The organism is Providencia sp. PROV268, assembly GCF_028477805.1.
GTDB lineage: Bacteria > Pseudomonadota > Gammaproteobacteria > Enterobacterales > Enterobacteriaceae > Providencia > Providencia stuartii.
Genome location: NZ_JAMPLW010000024.1, coordinates 79,669 through 99,435, shown reverse-complemented (window position 1 = coordinate 99,435; position 19,767 = coordinate 79,669). Strand labels below are relative to the sequence as shown.

Below are 19,767 nucleotides of genomic sequence, written 5' to 3'. Positions count from 1 at the left end.
TCAAAACGTCACACCAGAACAAAGGATCACATTAGCAAAAGGTGAACACTCCCCTGTTCTAATCACCGCTTTGCTGTCATGAGTCATTTTTTTAAAGCTTTCATGACTACAATATTCCACTGTTATTGGTTTTCCTTGGGTAAGCTCTAATGCCTGCAAATGTGCCAATATCGCATGTTCCATTTCAGGATTAACGGTCGTGATCTCGCCAGCCAAAATTGCCTTTTCAATCTGCATCTCTTGAGTAATGACACTCAATACCGACATCAAATCGGGCAAACCTTGTGTAATAGCTAAATCAATACGTTCAACCTGCTGTGGTATAGGTAACCCAGCATCAGCAATTGTGATATGGTCGGTATGACCTAACTTTGCTATCACGGATGTAATATTGGAATTAAGCAAAATACCTTTTTTCATTGTTCCCGCCGTTTCCTTATGAGCGAAACGTTTCGCTAAATCTAATCATAGATAAGAAAATGAACAACACAATGTTGTTGGCTAAGATTTGTGATCACCATCGAAACGTTTCGTTAACGCCCAAAAGAGAAGAAAAGATGAAAGTATTGAATTAGTTATAGCTGAATCGTTTTTGTTGATAGTGAGTCTAAATCAAAGAAAAATGACAAAATTCGTTGCAAAATTGGCACCTCGATGGATAACCTAGCAATAAATGACATAAATAATAAAAGGAACGAATATGCAGTTAGCGGAAAGAATCGCCCAACTTAGCAATTACCTTGAAAGTGGTTTGTATGAACGCCAGCAAGCAATTCGTTTATGTTTATTGGCCACATTAAGTGGTGAAAGTGTCTTTCTTTTAGGGCCTCCAGGTATCGCTAAAAGCTTAATTGCACGCCGCATGAAGTATGCGTTTCGCCACGCGAATGCGTTCGAATATTTAATGACCCGTTTTTCCACACCAGAGGAAATTTTTGGGCCATTATCCATCCAAGCTTTAAAAGATGAAGGGCGCTATCAACGACTAACAAAAGGCTATTTACCTGATGCTGAGGTGGTTTTTCTTGATGAAATTTGGAAAGCTGGCCCCGCTATCTTAAATACCCTACTCACCGCTATCAATGAACGGAAATTCCGTAATGGAGATGGTGAAAGTGCTATTCCTATGCGTTTATTAGTCACCGCATCTAACGAGCTTCCTGATGCTGACAATAGCTTGGAAGCGCTATTTGACCGAATGCTTATCCGTATTTGGCTCGATAAAGTACAAGAAAAACAAAACTTCCGAGCGTTGCTGACAGGTAAATCCCCCCAAGATGAGTCACTGGTTCCTGAACACTTAAAAATCAGTGATGATGAATATAAAGAGTGGCAACAGCAAATCCCTAAAATTACGCTTCCCGATCACTGTTTTGAACTTATTTATCAACTCCGCCAGCAACTGGATGCCACCGATAAACACCTTTATGTCTCGGATAGACGCTGGAAAAAAGCGGTCTATTTATTACAAGCCAGTGCGTTTTTTAATGGGCGAAATACCATTTCCCCCCTTGATATCATCCTATTAAAAGATTGTTTATGGCATGACATGCAATCGATGAATGCCTTACCTCAATTACTCAAGTCCATATTAGAAGAAGATGGCTGGCAACAGAGAAAACTCTCTCGTGAAATAGAAATGCTCTACCAAGAGTGGACCTCATCAACCCAAGATCAAAACAATCAAAATGCTTTTAAGGTCAATAAAAATACGCCAATGTTTGCTCGTAAGCCAACGTACACTCTTCCAGAAAATATCAAAGAGGGGCGTTTAACACTATTTTTGCATAAGCCACTACAGTTACATGATATAAAAGTAACGTTTATTACCACGGATAAAAAGTTACTGACTCATTTTCTAACGAAAGGTACTACTCTATCAGCTCACCTCAATGGTATTGGTTTTGCACAAGAAATTGCTGCTGAAATTAATAACTTAAATCAGATTCAGCTATTAGATGTGAGTCACCAAGCTTCCACTCTTTATTTACAAGAATCCACCACCACCGTCGATAAAACGGATAACACACAATGGTTAGAAAAGCTTGATAAGATCCAACAAGATATTCAATCGGCGCGTTATCAATTTGAACAACAACAGCCCAATTTATTTATTGAATCAAGCTGGCTGGCAGGAATCGAAGGAAGCTTTATGAAGTTAACTGAAAAGCTCACTCAGTTACGTAATCAAATAACAGGAAAAATGGCGGATTAACTATGCTGAGTTTAGCCACGCTAGACTTATTGCTTTCCGTTAATGAAAGCCAGCTTATAGAAGAGATTATTATCTCTCTTCTTGCCACACCTCAACTCGCCGTTTTCTTTGAAAAACACCCTCGACTTAAAAAAGCCCTGTTAAAAGATTTATCGGAATGGAAAAAAGATCTTAAACAAAAGCTGCAAGATGCCTTAGTGCCTGCTCAACTCGCTGAGGAGTTTCAACTTTATCAACAGTCTCTTGGTCAAGCGACTGAGTTATTTTTTAATCAATTACCCGAGATTATTGAAACACTAAAAGCCATAGACTCTCCTTTTTATGCCGAAGCCTGCAAATTAAGTTCAGGTAAAATAGAGAATAAAAGCGCTAGGCAAAGTTTATTTATCCAACGCTGGCGGATCAGTTTGATATTGCAGGTGACAACTTTACATAAAGAGTTATTAGAGCAAGAAAAAGAGCAGTTACTCGCTGAACTACAACAACGGCTCGCGTTAAGCGGTAATCTCGAAGAGATTTTAGGTGAAAATGAGCGGGCTGCTGGCCGATTATGGGATTTAAGTAAAGGGCTAAATACAGCATCAGCCTATAATGATAAGTTATTGAATCAATATAGTGATTTTTTACGTCAACAACCTGAATTGGAAAAGATAGCTCAATTATTAGGCCGCAGCCAATCTGCTCGCACCCTGCCTGAAGATAGCGTGCTGCTAGAGCCAATGACTATCTTCGAGAAAGTCCCTGAAACAATACCAGAGCAAGTTGATGGATTAAGCCAAAGTGATGACGTATTACGACTATTACCTACCGAATTAGCGATGTTAGGGCTTGAAGAAATTGAGTTTGAGTTCTATCGAAAACTGCTTGAAAAGCAGTTAATCACTTATCGTCTCCAAGGAGAAAGTTGGCAAGAAAGACGAGTATTGCGCCCCGTAACTCACCATCATCATGAAGAACAACCTAGAGGGCCTTTTATTGTCTGTATTGACACTTCAGGCTCTATGGGGGGAATAAATGAGCGATGTGCAAAAGCATTTTGCCTCGCATTATTAAAAATTGCGCTGGCGGATAACCGTTCATGTCACATCATGTTATTTTCTACTGAACTCGTCCATTATGATTTACTCTCCGTGGATGGTTTAGAGCAGTGTATTCGTTTTTTACACCAAACATTTCGTGGAGGAACAGATTTAGCTAACTGTTTGCAAGAAACGGTCAAAAAACTCGAAACCCCGACATGGTCAGATGCTGACGCGGTGGTGATTTCCGATTTTGTTTCTCAACGTTTGCCTGACGAATTAATCAAAAAGATAAGATCCCTTCAGCAGGTAGGGAAATACCGCTTCCATGCGGTATCTGTTTCAAATTATGGGAAACCCGGCATCATGAAGATATTTGATCATATCTGGCGCTTTGATACCGGATTAAAAAGCAGGTTATTGCGCCGCTTTAGTCGCTAACTACAGCATACCCGCAACAGATTCACGAGTTTCTGGAGACCAAACACCACATTGAACTTGGCCAATGTGCTGACGTTGGAGCAGTAACATCACTAAACGTGACTGACCAATACCGCCGCCGATAGTCTGTGGCATTTTGCCTTCGACTAATGCTTGGTGCCATTCTAGCTCCATGCGCTTTTCATCGCCTGTTAAGCTTAGCTGACGAGTCAGGCACTCAGGGCTAACACGGATCCCCATTGACGAAATTTCAAATGCGTCTTGCAGCACTGGGTTCCACACAATGATGTCACCGTTTAAGCCTTTAAAGCCATCTTCGTTTTCAGTTGTCCAGTCATCGTAGTCTGGTGCACGCACATCATGCGCTTCACCGTTTGATAGCTTCCCACCGATACCGATAAGGAAAACAGCGCCTAATTCTTTAGCAATCGCACGTTCACGGCCTTTTGCATCTAAATCAGGATAGCGCTGTAGCAGTTCTTCACTGTGGATAAAGTGAATTTGGTCTGGCAGGAACGGTGCCAGCCCAAATTCGCTGCTAATTGCGGCTTCTGTTTGTTTTATTGCCTGATAGATTTTACCCACTGTCTGCTTCAGATAAGGAAGTGTACGCTCCTCATCTGCCATCACTTTTTCCCAATCCCACTGATCAACGTAAACAGAGTGGATTGGTGTTAAGCGATCTTCGTCCGGACGTAACGCTTTCATATGAGTATAAAGGCCTTGGCCTTGTTTAAAATCGAAACGGCCTAATGTCTTACGTTTCCATTTAGCCAAGGAGTGAACCACTTCAAAGGTTGCCTCAGGAATTGATTTTACTTTTACTTGAACCGCTTTTTCATGGCCTGACAAGTTATCCTGAGTTCCATCACCTAAACGGCTTAAGATAGGACCTTGAACTTCAATTAAGCCAAGCTCTTTTTCAAGTAAACGTGAAAAATAAGATTTAACAAAGCTGATTTGCTGCTGTTGTTCGATGAATGATTTGTCCATTTTATTTACCCATAATTTGTTAGCTGCGTTAGCCGATGTGTAGATTAAGCAACAAAACAGGGGTGGAATTCAATATACTTCATTAAAAAAACACTTTCTCATTTATTTTATCTAAAAAAATGGGTATAAAAATGAGAATTCGTTAAATTAAGGAGGTAATAATGCCTGAAAATTATCAAATCGATAATCTCGATCGTGACATACTTCACGAATTAATGCGCAATGCACGTACAGCTTATGCTGAACTTGCTAAAAAATTCTCCGTTAGCCCAGGTACTATTCACGTCCGTGTAGAAAAAATGAAGCAGGCAGGGATCATTACAGGAACACGTATTGATATCAGCCCGAAACAACTCGGTTTTGATGTGTGCTGCTTTATTGGCATTATTTTGAAAAGTGCTAAAGATTATCACACCGCCCTCAAAAAATTAGACGCCCTAGAAGAAGTAGTTGAGGTCTACTATACGACTGGGCAGTACAGTATTTTTATTAAGGTGATGTGCCGATCTATTGATGCCCTCCAAGACGTACTTATCAACAAAATTCAAACTATCGATGAAATTCAATCGACAGAAACGCTGATCTCGCTACAGAACCCGATCATGAGAACAATCACCCCATAGAAAAAAATTTATATAACCACATTATCCACAGGTAGATCCCAGCTCATTCACAGCGTACAATAACGCCCTAATATTGCTATCGGGAATCACCATGACAAAAGTAACCCTAATTAGTGGCAGCACAATGGGCAGTGCTGAGTATGTTGCAGAACATATGGCTGAGATCTTAGAAGAACTTGGTTATGAAACAGAAGTGCAGCATGGGCCTGATCTTGACTCACTTCCACGTGAAGGTTTATGGCTGGTGGTGAGTTCCACTCATGGGGCAGGCGATCTTCCTGAAAATATTCAACCTCTAGCTGAACAAATTGAAAGCCAATCCCCTGATCTTAGTCAGGTGCTGTTTGGTAGTGTAGGTATCGGTAGTTCTGAATATGACACTTTCTGTGGTGCGATCCATAAATTAAGTCGCCTATTAGTCGATCATGGGGCGAAAAGGATCGGTGAGCCACTAGAAATCGATGTACAGCAACACGAAATACCGGAAGATCCGGCAGGGGAATGGGTTAAAATTTGGGCAAACGAACTCTAGTTTGTTCAAAATAACAACGATCAGATGTGGATAACTCTGGTAAGATCGCGGTATTAACCCGTAGTTATCCATAGTATAAGTTTTAAAGGGTCGGGTGCCTGTGCATAACCCCCCTTTTAGATCCCAGCTTATACGCAAAAGGATCACGGATCATTCACAGTATATGATCCTTTACACTTTTATGATCTTTAAAGTGAAAAGTCAGTTATCCACAGATATCGATGATCCTAATAAAAGATCTAATAAAGAGATCTTTAAATAAAAAGATCTTTATATAATAAGGCTCGGATCAACTTAGCTTGGTCTATCCTTAAAACTTGAGTAGAATTCTCTCCTCGAATGCAACACTCAGCATTTTTCTAACGTTAAGGTTCACACATGTTTTATCCAGAGCAATTTGACGTCATCGTAATTGGTGGTGGTCATGCCGGTACTGAAGCAGCAATGGCAGCTGCACGTATGGGGCGTCAAACCCTATTACTGACTCACAATATTGATACATTGGGCCAGATGTCTTGCAACCCAGCCATCGGTGGGATCGGTAAGGGGCATCTGGTAAAAGAAATTGATGCCCTTGGTGGCCTAATGGCTATCGCGACAGACAAAGCGGGTATTCAATTTAGAACCCTCAATGCCAGTAAAGGGCCAGCTGTTCGTGCAACTCGAGCACAAGCAGACCGCGTCCTTTATCGCCAAGCGGTAAGAACAGCTTTAGAAAATCAACCAAATCTCATGATCTTCCAACAACCCGTGGAAGACTTAATTGTGGAAAATAACACGGTTACTGGTGCGGTAACCCGTATGGGGCTGAAATTTAAAGCCAAAGCAGTTGTGTTGACAGTCGGTACTTTCCTTGATGGAAAAATCCACATTGGTTTAGAAAATTACAGTGGTGGACGAGCAGGGGATCCCCCATCTGTTTCACTGTCACAGCGCCTAAGAGAATTACCTTTACGTGTTAATCGTTTAAAAACGGGTACACCACCAAGAATTGATGCTAGAACAATAGATTTTAGCCAATTAGCTCAACAGCTTGGTGATGATCCAATGCCTGTATTCTCCTTTTTAGGATCACAGGATCAACATCCACAACAGATGCCTTGCTATATCACTCATACGAATGAAAAAACCCATGATGTGATTAGAAATAACCTTGATCGTAGCCCAATGTATGCTGGGATCATTGAAGGGATCGGTCCTCGTTATTGCCCATCGATCGAAGATAAAGTCATGCGCTTTGCCGATCGTGACGCTCACCAGATCTTTTTAGAACCTGAAGGGTTAACGAGCAATGAAATATACCCTAATGGGATCTCCACCAGCCTACCATTTGATGTACAGATGCAAATTGTCCACTCAATGAAAGGGATGGAAAATGCAAGGATCGTACGTCCGGGTTACGCCATTGAGTATGATTTCTTTGACCCTAGAGACCTAAAACAAACACTTGAAAGTAAGTTTATTAATGGTTTGTTCTTTGCTGGTCAAATTAACGGAACTACAGGTTATGAAGAAGCTGGTGCGCAAGGGTTGCTAGCTGGCTTAAATGCGGCTCAATATGCTTTTGATTTAGAAGGTTGGTTCCCTCGTCGTGACCAAGCTTACATGGGAGTGCTGGTGGATGACCTTTGCACCCTAGGAACAAAAGAGCCTTACCGTATGTTTACTTCTCGTGCAGAATATCGATTAATGTTACGTGAGGACAATGCTGACTTGCGCTTAACAGAAAAAGGCCGTGAGTTAGGATTAGTCGATGATGTCCGTTGGGCTCACTTTAACAACAAAGTTGAGTTGATTGAGAAAGAGCGTCAACGCCTAAAAGATATTTGGGTTCATCCAAAATCTGAAGGTCATGATGAAATCAATCAGATACTGTCAGTTCCGCTTTCTAAAGAAGCGAACGGGGAAGACTTATTACGTCGCCCTGAAATGGATTACCAAACATTAATTTCACTAAGCCGTTTTGCACCGGGGATCACCGATCCTCAAGCTGCGGATCAAGTTGAAATTCAAGTGAAATATGAAGGTTATATCGCTCGTCAGCAAGAAGAGATTGAGCGCCAACTACGCAATGAAAACACCTTATTGCCTGTTGATCTTGATTATAAGCAAGTCAAAGGGTTATCAAATGAAGTGATGGCTAAGCTAAATGATCATAAGCCAACTTCAATTGGTCAAGCTTCGCGTATTTCGGGAATTACTCCAGCAGCAATTTCCATCTTGCTTGTTTGGTTAAAAAAGCAAGGCATGTTGCGTAGGAGCGCTTAATAATGAGTTTATTAGCACAACTAACGCGCTTATCGGCTCTCGCGAACATTGAATTAACCGATCAACAAAAGCAGCAGCTAGTGGGATATGTCGAACTACTGGCGAAATGGAATAAGGCTTATAACCTGACCTCTGTTCGTGACCCTCAACAAATGTTAATCCGTCATATTATGGATAGCATAGTGGTGAACGGTCAGCTTAAGGGCACATCATTTATTGATGTTGGAACGGGGCCGGGGTTGCCTGGAGTACCGTTAGCGATTGTTCGACCTGATTCGCATTTTGTTTTGCTTGATAGTTTAGGGAAGCGAATTCGCTTCCTCAAACAAGTCCAACATGAGCTAGGGTTAAATAATATTGAGCCGATTCAATCACGTGTTGAAGAGTATCAGCCTGAAGCAGGGTTTGATGGCGTAATTAGCCGCGCATTTGCTTCCTTAAGTGATATGTTGAGCTGGTGCCATCATCTGCCAAATGCTTCTGGGAAGTTCTATGCATTGAAGGGAGCGGTGCGTGAAGAGGAACTGACTGACTTACCTGATAATTTTTCAATTGATACCATCGTTGAATTGAACGTGCCTGAACTTGATGAACAACGTCATTTAGTGATTTTATCTTTAAAATAAAGTTGCTTTTCATCAATAAATTTTTATCTTTTAGAGCTTTAGCAGTAGCATTTACAATGTTACTGCTATTTTTATTTTTACCTTATTCTCTCAATTCGGGTTTTACGTGATATTTACACGGTAATAACGAATAACTAGCAAAAATGAACATTAGAGATTAAAAAATATCTCTAAATGGATATTTTAGATAAATCCAGTTTGTGTCTTAGTTAATTAATAATGAAATATTTGATTTATTATGGCTTTTTTTTGTTTAAAAAATATCGCTTTTAATTATTTGATTTATGGCTCAAATCTTTTTTTTCTTAGTGAGAACGCGGGAGTCCGCTAATAATCTGAACAGTAAATATTGTGATACTCATCACAGAAAAATGTTTTTAGTTGTCGAGTCATTAACTATTTATTAATTATTATTGCCACATTTCTGCGCTATCTCGAAAAAATTAAATATTTATTCACCTTTTCGCTACTTACTGATTGAATTCATTTCGCCTGCCCGTATAATTTGCTCGTTTTTGTCTCTTGACACATTTAAGCAAAGACAGTTTTATACAACACTTAGCGTTTCTGAGGCTGAGAATAGCTGGGAGTACAAAAAGTTATGTCTGTATCCCTTTACGACAACAAATATGCTGTAAAGCAGTTGTCTTTTCAGTTAATAACTTTTGTGATCCTCAGTGGGGCTTTCTGTGCAAATAGTATAGAATGGGGGGCCTCTGCTCTTGCGGGTGGTTTAGCATGCTGGTTACCAAATATCGTATTTATGCTGCTAGTCCACTTTCAGAAAGCAAAAGAAGAGGATGAACCTGTCCGCATTGCCTGGTTCTTTGCATTAGGAGCAGGGCTAAAGGTTGTTACAACTATTATCGTACTAGTTGTTGCTTTTGGTGTGTTTAAAGCGTCATTAACACCACTGGGTTTGGCCTATTTAGCTGTGCTAATTGTTCAGATTGTTGCACCAGCCGTTTTTAAACGGTAAGTAATTTTAAACTACAAAAGGGTAAGAGGCATCATGTCTGCATCAGGAGAAGTGATGACTACAAATGAGTACATAGGTCACCATCTGAAAAACCTTCAGTTGGATCTACGTACCTTTGAGTTGGTCGATCCCCACGCTAGTCCAACATTTTGGACGTTGAACATTGACTCGCTTTTTTTCTCGATAGTTCTCGGGGCTCTGTTCCTGTGGCTATTTAGAAAAGTTGCAGTTAAAGCGACTAGTGGCGTACCCGGTAAGTTACAGACTGCAATAGAACTGATCATTGGTTTTGTTAATAATACCGTTCGTGATATGTATCACGGCAAGAGCAAAGTTATTGCTCCTTTGGCATTAACTGTGTTCGTCTGGGTATTTTTGATGAACCTTCTGGATTTACTCCCTATCGACTTTATTCCATACATTGGTGAGCACTATTTAGGTTTACCTGCTCTGCGTATTGTTCCAACAGCAGATGTCAGTATCACTATGTCTATGGCGATTGGCGTGTTTATCCTAATCCTCTTCTACAGCATTAAGATGAAAGGAATTGGTGGATTTACTAAAGAGTTAACTCTTCAGCCATTTAATCATCCAGTTTTTATTCCTATCAACTTAATTCTTGAAGGGGTAAGCCTGCTATCAAAACCTATATCACTCGGTCTGCGACTGTTTGGTAATATGTATGCGGGTGAATTGATCTTTATTCTTATCGCGGCTCTGCTTCCGTGGTGGTCACAGTGGTTGTTAAGCCTACCTTGGGCTATCTTCCACATACTGATTATTACGTTACAAGCCTTTATTTTTATGGTTCTAACGATTGTCTATCTGTCGATGGCATCTGAAGAGCATTAATTTAACTATCAATTATTGATTAAACTGAAACAAACTGGAGACTATCATGGAACTTGGTATCTTGGCTGCCGCTGTAATGATGGGATTAGCGGCAATCGGTGCTGCTATCGGTATCGGCATCCTAGGTGGTAAATTTTTAGAAGGAGCTGCTCGTCAGCCAGATTTAATCCCTCTGCTGCGTACTCAGTTCTTTATCGTAATGGGTCTAGTCGACGCTATTCCGATGATTGCAGTTGGTCTGGGCCTATATGTGATGTTTGCTAGTTAGCCCTAAACCGCTAACTATTTTGAATATCAAGTGATAATTGAATAAGAGGTATTGTCTGTGAATCTAAATGCAACAATCCTCGGCCAGGCTATCGCGTTTGTCCTGTTTGTTTGGTTCTGTATGAAGTATGTATGGCCACCGATTATGGCGGCCATTGAAAAACGTCAAAAAGAAATTGCTGACGGTTTATCTTCCGCAGAACGTGCTAAAAAGAACCTGGAACTGGCGCAAACCGACGCAACCGACCGACTGAAAAAAGCGAAAGCTGAAGCTCAGGTCATCATCGAACAAGCGAATAAACAACGCAATCAGATGATTGAAGAAGCAAAAGCAGAAGCTGAAGCAGAACGTACAAAAATCGTCGCACAAGCCCAAGCAGAAATTGATGCTGAGCGTAAACGTGCACGTGAAGAGCTACGTAAACAGGTTGCGATGCTTGCTGTCGCAGGTGCCGAGAAGATCATCGAACGTTCCGTGGATGAAGCTGCTAACAGCGACATCGTTGATAAACTAGTCGCTGAACTGTAAGGAGGGAGGGGCATGTCTGAAATCGCTACTGTAGCTCGCCCCTACGCCAAAGCAGCTTTTGACTTTGCTGTGGAAAATCAATCTGTTGAAAAATGGCAAAATATGCTGGCCTTCACCTCTGAGGTGACGCGCAATGAACAGGTTGGTGAGCTACTTTCTGGGTCTATTGCCCCTGATAGGTTAGCAAAAACGTTTATCTCTGTTTGTGGAGATGAAATTGACGAGCATGTTCAAAATCTGATTCGTATTATGGCTGAAAACGGGCGTTTGAGTACGCTACCAGAAGTGTTAGCTCAATTTATCCAATTGCGCGATACCCTGGAATCAACGATTGAAGTTGATGTTATCTCTGCTAACGAATTGAATGAACAGCAGTTAGCCAAAATTTCTGCAGCGATGGAAAAACGTCTGTCACGCAAAGTTAAGCTGAATTGCAAAATTGATAAGTCTGTTATTGCCGGAGTGATTATTCGTGCTGGAGACCTCGTTATTGACGGGAGTGTCCGCGGTCGCTTAGAGCGTTTAACTGACGTCTTGCAGTCTTAAGGGGACTGGAGCATATGCAACTGAATTCCACCGAAATCAGCGAACTGATCAAACAGCGTATTGCTCAGTTCGATGTTGTGAGTGAAGCTCACAATGAAGGTACGATTGTATCCGTTAGTGACGGTATCATTCGTATTCACGGTTTAGCCGAAGTCATGCAGGGTGAAATGATCGCTCTGCCTGGTAACCGTTACGCAATCGCATTGAACTTGGAGCGCGACTCCGTTGGTGCGGTTGTTATGGGTCCTTATGCTGACTTAGCTGAGGGCATGAAAGTTAAATGTACTGGTCGTATTCTTGAAGTTCCAGTGGGCCGTGGCCTGCTAGGACGTGTTGTGAATACACTGGGTGAACCTATTGATGGTAAAGGTCCTGTTGAGCACGATGGCTTCTCACCAGTAGAAGTGATTGCTCCAGGTGTTATCGACCGTCAATCTGTTGATCAACCTGTACAAACTGGTTATAAATCAGTCGATGCGATGATTCCAATCGGTCGTGGTCAGCGTGAGCTTATCATCGGTGACCGTCAAACAGGTAAAACTGCTTTGGCAATCGATGCAATCATCAACCAACGTGATTCTGGCATCAAATGTGTTTACGTTGCTATCGGTCAGAAAGCATCAACGATTTCTAACGTTGTTCGTAAACTGGAAGAACACGGCGCATTAGCTAACACCATCGTTGTCGTTGCAACTGCATCTGAATCAGCTGCACTGCAATACTTAGCACCATACTCTGGTTGTGCGATGGGTGAGTATTTCCGTGACCGTGGTGAAGATGCACTGATCGTTTACGATGACCTGTCTAAGCAGGCTGTCGCGTATCGTCAGATTTCACTATTGCTACGTCGTCCACCTGGACGTGAAGCTTACCCTGGTGACGTTTTCTATCTGCATTCACGTTTGCTGGAGCGTGCTGCTCGCGTTAACGCTGAATACGTTGAAAACTTCACAAAAGGTGAAGTTAAAGGTAAAACAGGTTCATTGACAGCATTGCCTATCATTGAAACTCAGGCTGGTGACGTTTCTGCATTCGTTCCGACTAACGTAATTTCGATTACAGATGGTCAGATCTTCCTAGAATCTAACCTGTTTAACTCTGGTATTCGTCCAGCGGTTAACCCGGGTATTTCTGTATCGCGTGTTGGTGGTGCTGCTCAGACGAAAATCATCAAGAAACTCTCTGGTGGTATCCGTACAGCACTTGCTCAGTATCGTGAACTGGCAGCATTCTCTCAGTTTGCTTCAGACCTTGATGATGCAACGCGTAAGCAGTTGAATCATGGTCAGAAAGTAACTGAACTGCTGAAACAGAAACAATATGCACCGATGTCAGTTGCAGAGCAGGCACTGTCTCTGTTTGCTGCAGAACGTGGATATCTGGAAGATGTTGAGTTAGCGAAAATTGGTGCGTTTGAAGCTGCATTAGTTTCTTATGCATTGCGCGAGCATGCTGACCTTATGAATGAAATCGGCCAGGCGGGTAACTATAACGATGATATCGAAGGCAAGTTGAAAAAACTGCTCGAATCATTTAAAGCAACTCAGTCCTGGTAATACTATTCGGCCCGTAAATTTAAATGGGCCGTCTGGTTAAAAGGAGAAGCAGAAATGGCCGGCGCAAAAGAGATACGTTCCAAGATCGCCAGCGTGCAAAACACGCAGAAGATCACTAAAGCGATGGAAATGGTCGCTGCGTCCAAAATGCGTAAATCGCAGGAACGCATGGCGGCCAGCCGTCCTTATGCAGAGACTATGCGCAGTGTGATTGGTCACCTTGCGTTAGGGAATCTGGAATATAAACATCCATACCTTGAAGAGCGTGAAGTTAAGCGTGTTGGGTATCTGGTTGTTTCTACAGACCGTGGTTTGTGCGGTGGCTTGAACATTAACCTGTTCAAAAAGCTGTTGTCAGACATGAAGACGTGGTCTGAAAAAGGCGTTCAAGTTGACTTGGCTTTGATCGGTTCTAAAGCAGTATCATTCTTTGGCTCTGTTGGTGGCAATGTTGTCACACAGGTGACAGGAATGGGGGATAACCCAACGCTTTCAGACTTGATTGGCCCAGTTAACACTATGCTACAAGCCTATGATGAAGGGCGTTTGGATAAACTGTATGTGGTGACCAATAAGTTCATCAATACAATGTCTCAGGAGCCAACTATTCTTCAACTTCTGCCATTACCTGAAAGTAATGACGAGTCATTGAAGAAAAAATCTTGGGATTATTTATATGAACCCGATCCTAAGGCGTTGCTGGATACCCTGCTGCGTCGTTATATCGAGTCGCAGGTTTATCAGGGCGTCGTTGAAAACCTGGCTAGTGAGCAGGCCGCACGAATGGTAGCAATGAAAGCTGCTACCGATAATGGTGGAAACCTGATCAAAGAGTTGCAGTTGGTTTACAACAAAGCTCGTCAGGCCAGCATTACTCAGGAGCTTACCGAAATTGTTTCGGGTGCTGCCGCGGTTTAACAGCTAGGTTTACGAATTACGTAGAGGATTCAAGATGGCTACTGGAAAGATTATCCAGGTAATCGGCGCCGTTGTGGACGTCGAGTTCCCTCAAGATGCAGTACCAAAAGTGTACGATGCGCTTGAGGTTGTTAACGGTAAAGAAAAACTGGTGCTGGAAGTTCAGCAACAGTTAGGCGGTGGTGTTGTCCGTTGTATCGCAATGGGTACATCAGATGGCCTAAGCCGTGGTTTAGAAGTTAAAAATTTAGAACACCCAATTGAAGTACCAGTAGGTAAAGCAACACTAGGACGTATCATGAACGTTCTGGGTGACCCTATTGATATGAAAGGTGATATCGGCGAAGAAGAGCGTTGGTCTATTCACCGCGCTGCACCAAGCTACGAAGAGCTATCGAGCTCAACTGAACTGCTAGAGACAGGTATCAAAGTCATGGACTTGATCTGTCCATTCGCGAAAGGTGGTAAAGTTGGTCTGTTCGGTGGTGCGGGTGTTGGTAAAACGGTAAACATGATGGAACTTATCCGTAACATCGCGATTGAGCACTCAGGTTACTCAGTATTCGCAGGTGTTGGTGAGCGTACCCGTGAAGGTAACGACTTCTATCATGAAATGACAGATTCAAACGTTCTTGACAAAGTATCACTGGTTTATGGTCAGATGAATGAGCCACCAGGAAACCGTCTACGCGTAGCATTGACTGGTTTGACTATGGCTGAGAAATTCCGTGACGAAGGCCGTGATGTTCTGTTGTTCGTGGATAACATCTATCGTTATACACTGGCAGGTACAGAAGTATCGGCTCTGTTAGGTCGTATGCCATCAGCAGTAGGTTATCAGCCAACATTGGCAGAAGAGATGGGTGTTCTTCAAGAACGTATCACTTCTACTAAGACAGGTTCTATCACCTCTGTACAGGCTGTTTACGTACCTGCGGATGACTTGACTGACCCATCACCAGCAACAACCTTTGCTCACTTGGACGCAACAGTGGTTCTGAGCCGTCAAATCGCTTCTCTGGGTATTTACCCTGCGGTTGACCCTCTGGATTCAACTAGCCGTCAGCTTGACCCACTCATCGTTGGTCAAGAGCACTATGATGTTGCACGTGGCGTTCAGTCTATCCTTCAGCGTTACCAAGAACTGAAAGATATCATTGCAATTCTGGGTATGGATGAATTGTCTGAAGAAGACAAACTGGTTGTTGCTCGTGCTCGTAAGATCCAGCGCTTCCTGTCTCAACCATTCTTCGTTGCAGAAGTCTTTACTGGTTCACCAGGTAAGTTCGTTTCCCTGAAAGACACTATCCGTGGCTTCAAAGGCATTCTGAACGGCGATTACGACCACCTGCCAGAACAAGCGTTCTACATGGTTGGTACCATTGAAGAAGCTGTGGAAAAAGCTAAGAAGCTTTAATCTGGCTGACGGGAGGTTGATATGGTAGCTGCAATGACATACCACCTGACTGTTGTCAGCGCTGAAAAACAGATGTTTGAAGGGCTGGTACAAAAAATTCAGGTGACAGGTAGTGAAGGTGAACTGGGAATTTATCCACAGCACACCCCACTGCTGACTGCCATAAAACCGGGCATGGTACGTATTACTAAGCAATTTGGTGAAGAAGAGCTAATTTACCTCTCTGGCGGTATTTTAGAAGTGCAACCAAATGGCGTTATCGTACTGGCTGATACAGCTATCCGTGGTAAAGATTTAGATGAAGCGCGTGCGCTGGAATCTAAACGCAGAGCGGAAGAACATGTCCGTAAAGCTCACGGTGATGTTGATTATGCTCAGGCATCGGCAGAACTTGCGAAAGCAATAGCGAAACTTCGAGTTATCGAGTTAACTAAAAAGCTGATGTAATGAAGGCAGTATAAAGAAAAGCCAGTCGGTTAATACCTGACTGGCTTTTTTATTTGTGCGAAATATGTAGTAATTTATGTAGGAAATAGGTTTACTTTTATCCCAAAGTTGGAGTTTCAGGAAATTATGACTGTGCAAAGAAAAAGTGTCGTCATTCTTGCTGCTGGAAAGGGCACTCGAATGTATTCAGAACTGCCTAAAGTCCTGCATTTATTAGCAGGTAAACCAATGGTTCAGCATGTTATTGATACAGCTAAATCTGTTGGGGCATCAGACATTCACCTTGTTTATGGACATGGTGGCGATTTACTGAAAGAAAAATTGGGTGAACAAAACCTCAATTGGGTATTACAAGCAGAGCAACTCGGTACAGGGCACGCAATGCAACAAGCTGCCCCACACTTTCAAGATGATGAAGATATCATCATGCTTTATGGTGATGTGCCATTAATTGCGAAAGATACGCTGCAACGCTTAATTGAAGCCAAGCCTGAAGGTGGTATCGGTTTATTAACGGTAATTTTAGATAACCCAACTGGTTATGGCCGTATCATCCGTGAAAACGGTGAAGTTGTCGGTATCATTGAACAAAAAGACGCAACTGAAGAGCAACGTAAGATTCAAGAAATCAATACTGGGATCATGGTTGCAAGTGGTAAAGACTTTAAACGTTGGTTATCCCAACTGGATAATAATAATGCTCAGGGTGAATACTATATCACTGACGTTATTGCATTAGCTCATAAAGAGGGGAACAAGATTGAAACTGTTCACCCTAGCCGTTTGAGTGAAATGGAAGGGGTGAATAACCGCTTACAACTTGCCGCTCTTGAACGTATTTATCAAAGAGAACAAGCAGAAAAGCTCCTGCTTGCAGGGGTAATGCTAATTGACCCTGAACGTTTTGATATTCGCGGTACATTGACACATGGGCGCGATATTATCATTGATACGAATGTGATTATTGAAGGTAATGTGACGTTAGGTAATAACGTACATATTCAATCAGGCTGTATTCTTAAAAATTGTGTTATTGGTGATAACTCGGTTATCAGCCCCTATTCTGTGATAGAAAACTCTGAATTATCTGCGGAATGTACAGTCGGTCCTTTTGCTCGTTTACGTCCTGGTGCTAAATTGGCAGCCAAAGCCCATGTAGGTAACTTTGTTGAAATGAAGAATGCCTCATTAGGTGTTGGTTCTAAGGCTGGCCATCTAACCTATTTGGGCGATGCTCAGATTGGTGAAAACGTCAATATTGGTGCAGGAACGATCACCTGTAATTATGACGGTGCGAATAAGTATAAAACCATCATTGGTGATGATGTGTTTGTTGGCTCCGACACCCAGCTAATTGCTCCTGTTTCTGTTGCAAATGGTGCAACCATTGGTGCTGGTACAACGGTAACTCGTGATGTTAATGAAGGTGAGTTAGTCGTGAGTCGTGTGAAACAAGTCCATATTAAAAACTGGCAGCGTCCAGTGAAGAAAAAATAAAATACATTTTTAGGAGAGGTGAATGTGCCTCTCCAATAGTAGCGTTAATAAGATAAAAATATAATAAACCCCATTTTCTACAAGGCTTGGGGAGCAGCAAAAGCTGTAACAACAATCAGGTAGCGACATCATAAGGGCTGGAGCCCTTTGTTTAGGAATAAATTTAATATGTGTGGAATTGTAGGTGCTGTCGCACAACGTGATATTGCAGAAATTTTGATAGAGGGGCTTCGCCGCCTTGAGTATCGTGGTTACGACTCTGCTGGTATGGCTGTCGTTGATCATGAAGGCCATCTTCAGCGTTTACGTGAAGTTGGTAAAGTACAAATGCTGGCGGAAGAAGCGGAGAAAAACCCTGTATCAGGTGGAACGGGGATCGCACATACCCGTTGGGCAACCCATGGTGTTCCGAGTGAACGTAATGCTCACCCACATACTTCTGGTTTTATTGCCGTTGTTCATAATGGGATCATTGAAAACTATTTAGAACTTAAAGAAGAGTTAAAGCAACTTGGCTATATCTTTAGTTCTGATACTGATACCGAAGTGATCGCACACCTTGTTCATCATGAACAACAAAAAGGTGGTGCTTTAGTTGAAGTGGTTCAGCGCGTTATCCCACAATTACGCGGTGCTTATGGCACGGTGATCATGGATAGTCGTACTCCTGAATTATTGGTGGCAGCCCGTTCGGGAAGCCCATTAGTGATTGGTTTAGGTGTGGGTGAAAACTTCCTCGCATCGGATCAACTTGCATTATTGCCTGTTACACGTCGTTTTATTTATCTTGAAGAAGGCGATATTGCGGAAGTCACTCGTCGCACTGTACGTATCTTTGATAAGCAAGGTCAGGCTGTTGAACGAGAGCAAATTGAATCTAATGTTCAATATGATGCAGGTGATAAAGGTGTTTATCGCCACTATATGCAAAAAGAGATCTATGAGCAGCCAATGGCGATTAAAAACACCCTTGAAGGGCGTTTTAGCAAAGACAATGGCATCGATCTGAGTGAGTTAGGCCCTAAAGCAAGTGAAATATTATCTCAAGTTGAGCATATTCAGATTGTAGCTTGTGGTACATCTTACAATGCGGGGATGGTTGCACGTTACTGGTTTGAATCTTTGGCTGGCATTCCTTGTGATGTTGAGATTGCCTCTGAATACCGCTATCGCAAGCCCGCTCATCGCAAAGGCAGCCTGATGATCACGCTATCACAGTCAGGTGAAACGGCTGATACGCTAGCAGCATTACGTTTATCGAAAGAGCTAGGCTATTTGACGTCTCTTGCGGTATGTAACGTGGCTGGCTCTTCATTGGTACGTGAATCAGACTTTGCACTAATGACTAAAGCAGGTGCAGAGATTGGCGTTGCTTCAACCAAAGCGTTCACCACGCAATTAACCGTACTGTTGATGCTGGTCGCCTATATGGGACGTATTAAAGGCGCAAGTCCTGAATTAGAAGAGAGTATTGCTAATGCTCTGCATGCACTGCCTGCACGCATTGAAAGCATGTTATCTCAAGATAAAGTGATTGAGGCGCTGGCGGAAGATTTCTCTGATAAAAATCATGCTCTATTCCTTGGTCGTGGCGAGCAGTACCCTATTGCGGTTGAAGGTGCATTAAAGCTCAAAGAGATCTCTTATATTCACGCAGAAGCGTATGCGGCGGGTGAATTGAAGCATGGTCCATTGGCTTTGATTGATGCCGATATGCCTGTCATTATCATTGCACCTAACAACGAACTGTTAGAAAAATTGAAATCTAATATCGAAGAAGTACGCGCTCGTGGTGGCTTGCTTTATGTGTTTGCAGATCAAGATGCAGGCTTTGAAGCGAGTGAGAATATGAAAATTATTCCGTTGCCACATGTTGAAGAGTTGATTGCGCCGATTTTCTATACGGTTCCTCTACAACTGCTCTCTTACCATGTTGCGTTGATCAAAGGTACTGACGTTGACCAACCACGTAACTTGGCTAAATCAGTGACGGTTGAATAAATTAGAATTATTTAAAATTTAAATACATTAAATCCGATTAT

Annotated in this window: 19 protein-coding genes; 17 read left to right on the top strand and 2 right to left on the bottom strand. The window is 42.3% G+C overall.

Annotation, left to right across the window (positions count from 1 at the left end; translation table 11 throughout):
* Entirely contained in the window at positions 1 to 420 is a 420-nt protein-coding gene (gene rbsD / locus PR699_RS16570) for a D-ribose pyranase (protein WP_014657140.1), read from the bottom strand.
* Between the two features lie 280 nt (positions 421 to 700).
* On the opposite strand from rbsD, the gene ravA reads away from it, so the two are divergent.
* The gene (gene ravA, locus PR699_RS16565; RefSeq protein ID WP_004923961.1) at positions 701 to 2,215 is read left to right on the top strand and encodes an ATPase RavA; all 1,515 of its coding nucleotides are present in this window, start codon (positions 701 to 703) and stop codon (positions 2,213 to 2,215) included.
* Between the two features lie 2 nt (positions 2,216 to 2,217).
* Positions 2,218 to 3,675, top strand: a complete 1,458-nt coding sequence (gene viaA / locus PR699_RS16560) for an ATPase RavA stimulator ViaA (protein ID WP_004923962.1) — start codon at positions 2,218 to 2,220, stop codon at positions 3,673 to 3,675.
* On the opposite strand, the gene asnA is transcribed toward viaA, so the two are convergent.
* Positions 3,676 to 4,668, bottom strand: a complete 993-nt coding sequence (gene asnA, locus PR699_RS16555) for an aspartate--ammonia ligase (RefSeq protein ID WP_014657141.1) — start codon at positions 4,666 to 4,668, stop codon at positions 3,676 to 3,678.
* A gap of 161 nt (positions 4,669 to 4,829) precedes the next feature.
* On the opposite strand from asnA, the gene asnC reads away from it, so the two are divergent.
* The 15 genes from asnC (at position 4,830) to glmS (ending at position 19,726) form a co-directional block, all read left to right on the top strand.
* Positions 4,830 to 5,291, top strand: coding sequence for a transcriptional regulator AsnC (asnC, locus tag PR699_RS16550; RefSeq protein ID WP_004923964.1), 462 nt, complete (start codon positions 4,830 to 4,832; stop codon positions 5,289 to 5,291).
* Positions 5,292 to 5,382: 91 nt separating this feature from the next.
* Positions 5,383 to 5,823: an FMN-binding protein MioC gene (gene mioC / locus PR699_RS16545; RefSeq protein WP_004923965.1), complete on the top strand. Its 441-nt coding sequence runs from the start codon at positions 5,383 to 5,385 to the stop codon at positions 5,821 to 5,823.
* A 378-nt stretch (positions 5,824 to 6,201) separates the two neighbouring features.
* Positions 6,202 to 8,091 carry a tRNA uridine-5-carboxymethylaminomethyl(34) synthesis enzyme MnmG gene (gene mnmG / locus PR699_RS16540; RefSeq protein ID WP_004923968.1) on the top strand — a complete coding sequence of 630 codons (1,890 nt, stop codon included), beginning with the start codon at positions 6,202 to 6,204 and terminating at the stop codon, positions 8,089 to 8,091.
* Positions 8,092 to 8,093: 2 nt separating this feature from the next.
* Positions 8,094 to 8,717 carry a 16S rRNA (guanine(527)-N(7))-methyltransferase RsmG gene (rsmG, locus tag PR699_RS16535; protein WP_014657142.1) on the top strand — a complete coding sequence of 208 codons (624 nt, stop codon included), beginning with the start codon at positions 8,094 to 8,096 and terminating at the stop codon, positions 8,715 to 8,717.
* A gap of 601 nt (positions 8,718 to 9,318) precedes the next feature.
* Complete coding sequence (gene atpI, locus PR699_RS16530) at positions 9,319 to 9,696, top strand: F0F1 ATP synthase subunit I (protein ID WP_004923974.1); 378 nt, start codon at positions 9,319 to 9,321, stop codon at positions 9,694 to 9,696.
* Positions 9,697 to 9,729: 33 nt separating this feature from the next.
* Complete coding sequence (gene atpB, locus PR699_RS16525) at positions 9,730 to 10,548, top strand: F0F1 ATP synthase subunit A (RefSeq protein WP_004923976.1); 819 nt, start codon at positions 9,730 to 9,732, stop codon at positions 10,546 to 10,548.
* Positions 10,549 to 10,582: 34 nt separating this feature from the next.
* Positions 10,583 to 10,816 (top strand): F0F1 ATP synthase subunit C, encoded by a 234-nt coding sequence (gene atpE / locus PR699_RS16520; RefSeq protein ID WP_036942415.1) that lies wholly within the window; start codon positions 10,583 to 10,585, stop codon positions 10,814 to 10,816.
* A 57-nt stretch (positions 10,817 to 10,873) separates the two neighbouring features.
* Entirely contained in the window at positions 10,874 to 11,344 is a 471-nt protein-coding gene (gene atpF / locus PR699_RS16515; protein ID WP_004923980.1) for a F0F1 ATP synthase subunit B, read from the top strand.
* Between the two features lie 12 nt (positions 11,345 to 11,356).
* On the top strand, positions 11,357 to 11,890 hold the full coding sequence (atpH, locus tag PR699_RS16510) for a F0F1 ATP synthase subunit delta (protein ID WP_004923982.1): 534 nt from the start codon (positions 11,357 to 11,359) through the stop codon (positions 11,888 to 11,890).
* A 14-nt stretch (positions 11,891 to 11,904) separates the two neighbouring features.
* Positions 11,905 to 13,446 (top strand): F0F1 ATP synthase subunit alpha, encoded by a 1,542-nt coding sequence (gene atpA, locus PR699_RS16505; RefSeq protein ID WP_004923988.1) that lies wholly within the window; start codon positions 11,905 to 11,907, stop codon positions 13,444 to 13,446.
* Positions 13,447 to 13,500: 54 nt separating this feature from the next.
* Entirely contained in the window at positions 13,501 to 14,364 is an 864-nt protein-coding gene (atpG, locus tag PR699_RS16500; protein WP_004923989.1) for a F0F1 ATP synthase subunit gamma, read from the top strand.
* Between the two features lie 34 nt (positions 14,365 to 14,398).
* The gene (gene atpD, locus PR699_RS16495; protein ID WP_004923990.1) at positions 14,399 to 15,781 is read left to right on the top strand and encodes a F0F1 ATP synthase subunit beta; all 1,383 of its coding nucleotides are present in this window, start codon (positions 14,399 to 14,401) and stop codon (positions 15,779 to 15,781) included.
* A 21-nt stretch (positions 15,782 to 15,802) separates the two neighbouring features.
* Positions 15,803 to 16,228 carry a F0F1 ATP synthase subunit epsilon gene (locus PR699_RS16490; RefSeq protein ID WP_004923991.1) on the top strand — a complete coding sequence of 142 codons (426 nt, stop codon included), beginning with the start codon at positions 15,803 to 15,805 and terminating at the stop codon, positions 16,226 to 16,228.
* Between the two features lie 126 nt (positions 16,229 to 16,354).
* Positions 16,355 to 17,725, top strand: coding sequence for a bifunctional UDP-N-acetylglucosamine diphosphorylase/glucosamine-1-phosphate N-acetyltransferase GlmU (gene glmU, locus PR699_RS16485; protein WP_004923994.1), 1,371 nt, complete (start codon positions 16,355 to 16,357; stop codon positions 17,723 to 17,725).
* A 168-nt stretch (positions 17,726 to 17,893) separates the two neighbouring features.
* On the top strand, positions 17,894 to 19,726 hold the full coding sequence (gene glmS / locus PR699_RS16480; RefSeq protein ID WP_004923999.1) for a glutamine--fructose-6-phosphate transaminase (isomerizing): 1,833 nt from the start codon (positions 17,894 to 17,896) through the stop codon (positions 19,724 to 19,726).
* The last annotated feature ends 41 nt before the right edge of the window (positions 19,727 to 19,767 follow it).

What these genes read in the sequence shown, in the direction of transcription:
- ravA (WP_004923961.1), top strand. Translation starts at nt 701, where the DNA reads ATGCAGTTAGCGGAAAGAATCGCCCAACTTAGCAATTACCTTGAAAGT.
- atpH (WP_004923982.1), top strand. Translation starts at nt 11,357, where the DNA reads ATGTCTGAAATCGCTACTGTAGCTCGCCCCTACGCCAAAGCAGCTTTT.
- atpI (WP_004923974.1), top strand. Translation starts at nt 9,319, where the DNA reads ATGTCTGTATCCCTTTACGACAACAAATATGCTGTAAAGCAGTTGTCT.
- PR699_RS16490 (WP_004923991.1), top strand. Translation starts at nt 15,803, where the DNA reads ATGGTAGCTGCAATGACATACCACCTGACTGTTGTCAGCGCTGAAAAA.
- mnmG (WP_004923968.1), top strand. Translation starts at nt 6,202, where the DNA reads ATGTTTTATCCAGAGCAATTTGACGTCATCGTAATTGGTGGTGGTCAT.
- mioC (WP_004923965.1), top strand. Translation starts at nt 5,383, where the DNA reads ATGACAAAAGTAACCCTAATTAGTGGCAGCACAATGGGCAGTGCTGAG.
- atpB (WP_004923976.1), top strand. Translation starts at nt 9,730, where the DNA reads ATGTCTGCATCAGGAGAAGTGATGACTACAAATGAGTACATAGGTCAC.
- atpA (WP_004923988.1), top strand. Translation starts at nt 11,905, where the DNA reads ATGCAACTGAATTCCACCGAAATCAGCGAACTGATCAAACAGCGTATT.
- atpG (WP_004923989.1), top strand. Translation starts at nt 13,501, where the DNA reads ATGGCCGGCGCAAAAGAGATACGTTCCAAGATCGCCAGCGTGCAAAAC.
- viaA (WP_004923962.1), top strand. Translation starts at nt 2,218, where the DNA reads ATGCTGAGTTTAGCCACGCTAGACTTATTGCTTTCCGTTAATGAAAGC.
- rbsD (WP_014657140.1), bottom strand. Translation starts at nt 420, where the DNA reads ATGAAAAAAGGTATTTTGCTTAATTCCAATATTACATCCGTGATAGCA.
- glmU (WP_004923994.1), top strand. Translation starts at nt 16,355, where the DNA reads ATGACTGTGCAAAGAAAAAGTGTCGTCATTCTTGCTGCTGGAAAGGGC.
- asnA (WP_014657141.1), bottom strand. Translation starts at nt 4,668, where the DNA reads ATGGACAAATCATTCATCGAACAACAGCAGCAAATCAGCTTTGTTAAA.
- glmS (WP_004923999.1), top strand. Translation starts at nt 17,894, where the DNA reads ATGTGTGGAATTGTAGGTGCTGTCGCACAACGTGATATTGCAGAAATT.
- asnC (WP_004923964.1), top strand. Translation starts at nt 4,830, where the DNA reads ATGCCTGAAAATTATCAAATCGATAATCTCGATCGTGACATACTTCAC.
- rsmG (WP_014657142.1), top strand. Translation starts at nt 8,094, where the DNA reads ATGAGTTTATTAGCACAACTAACGCGCTTATCGGCTCTCGCGAACATT.
- atpD (WP_004923990.1), top strand. Translation starts at nt 14,399, where the DNA reads ATGGCTACTGGAAAGATTATCCAGGTAATCGGCGCCGTTGTGGACGTC.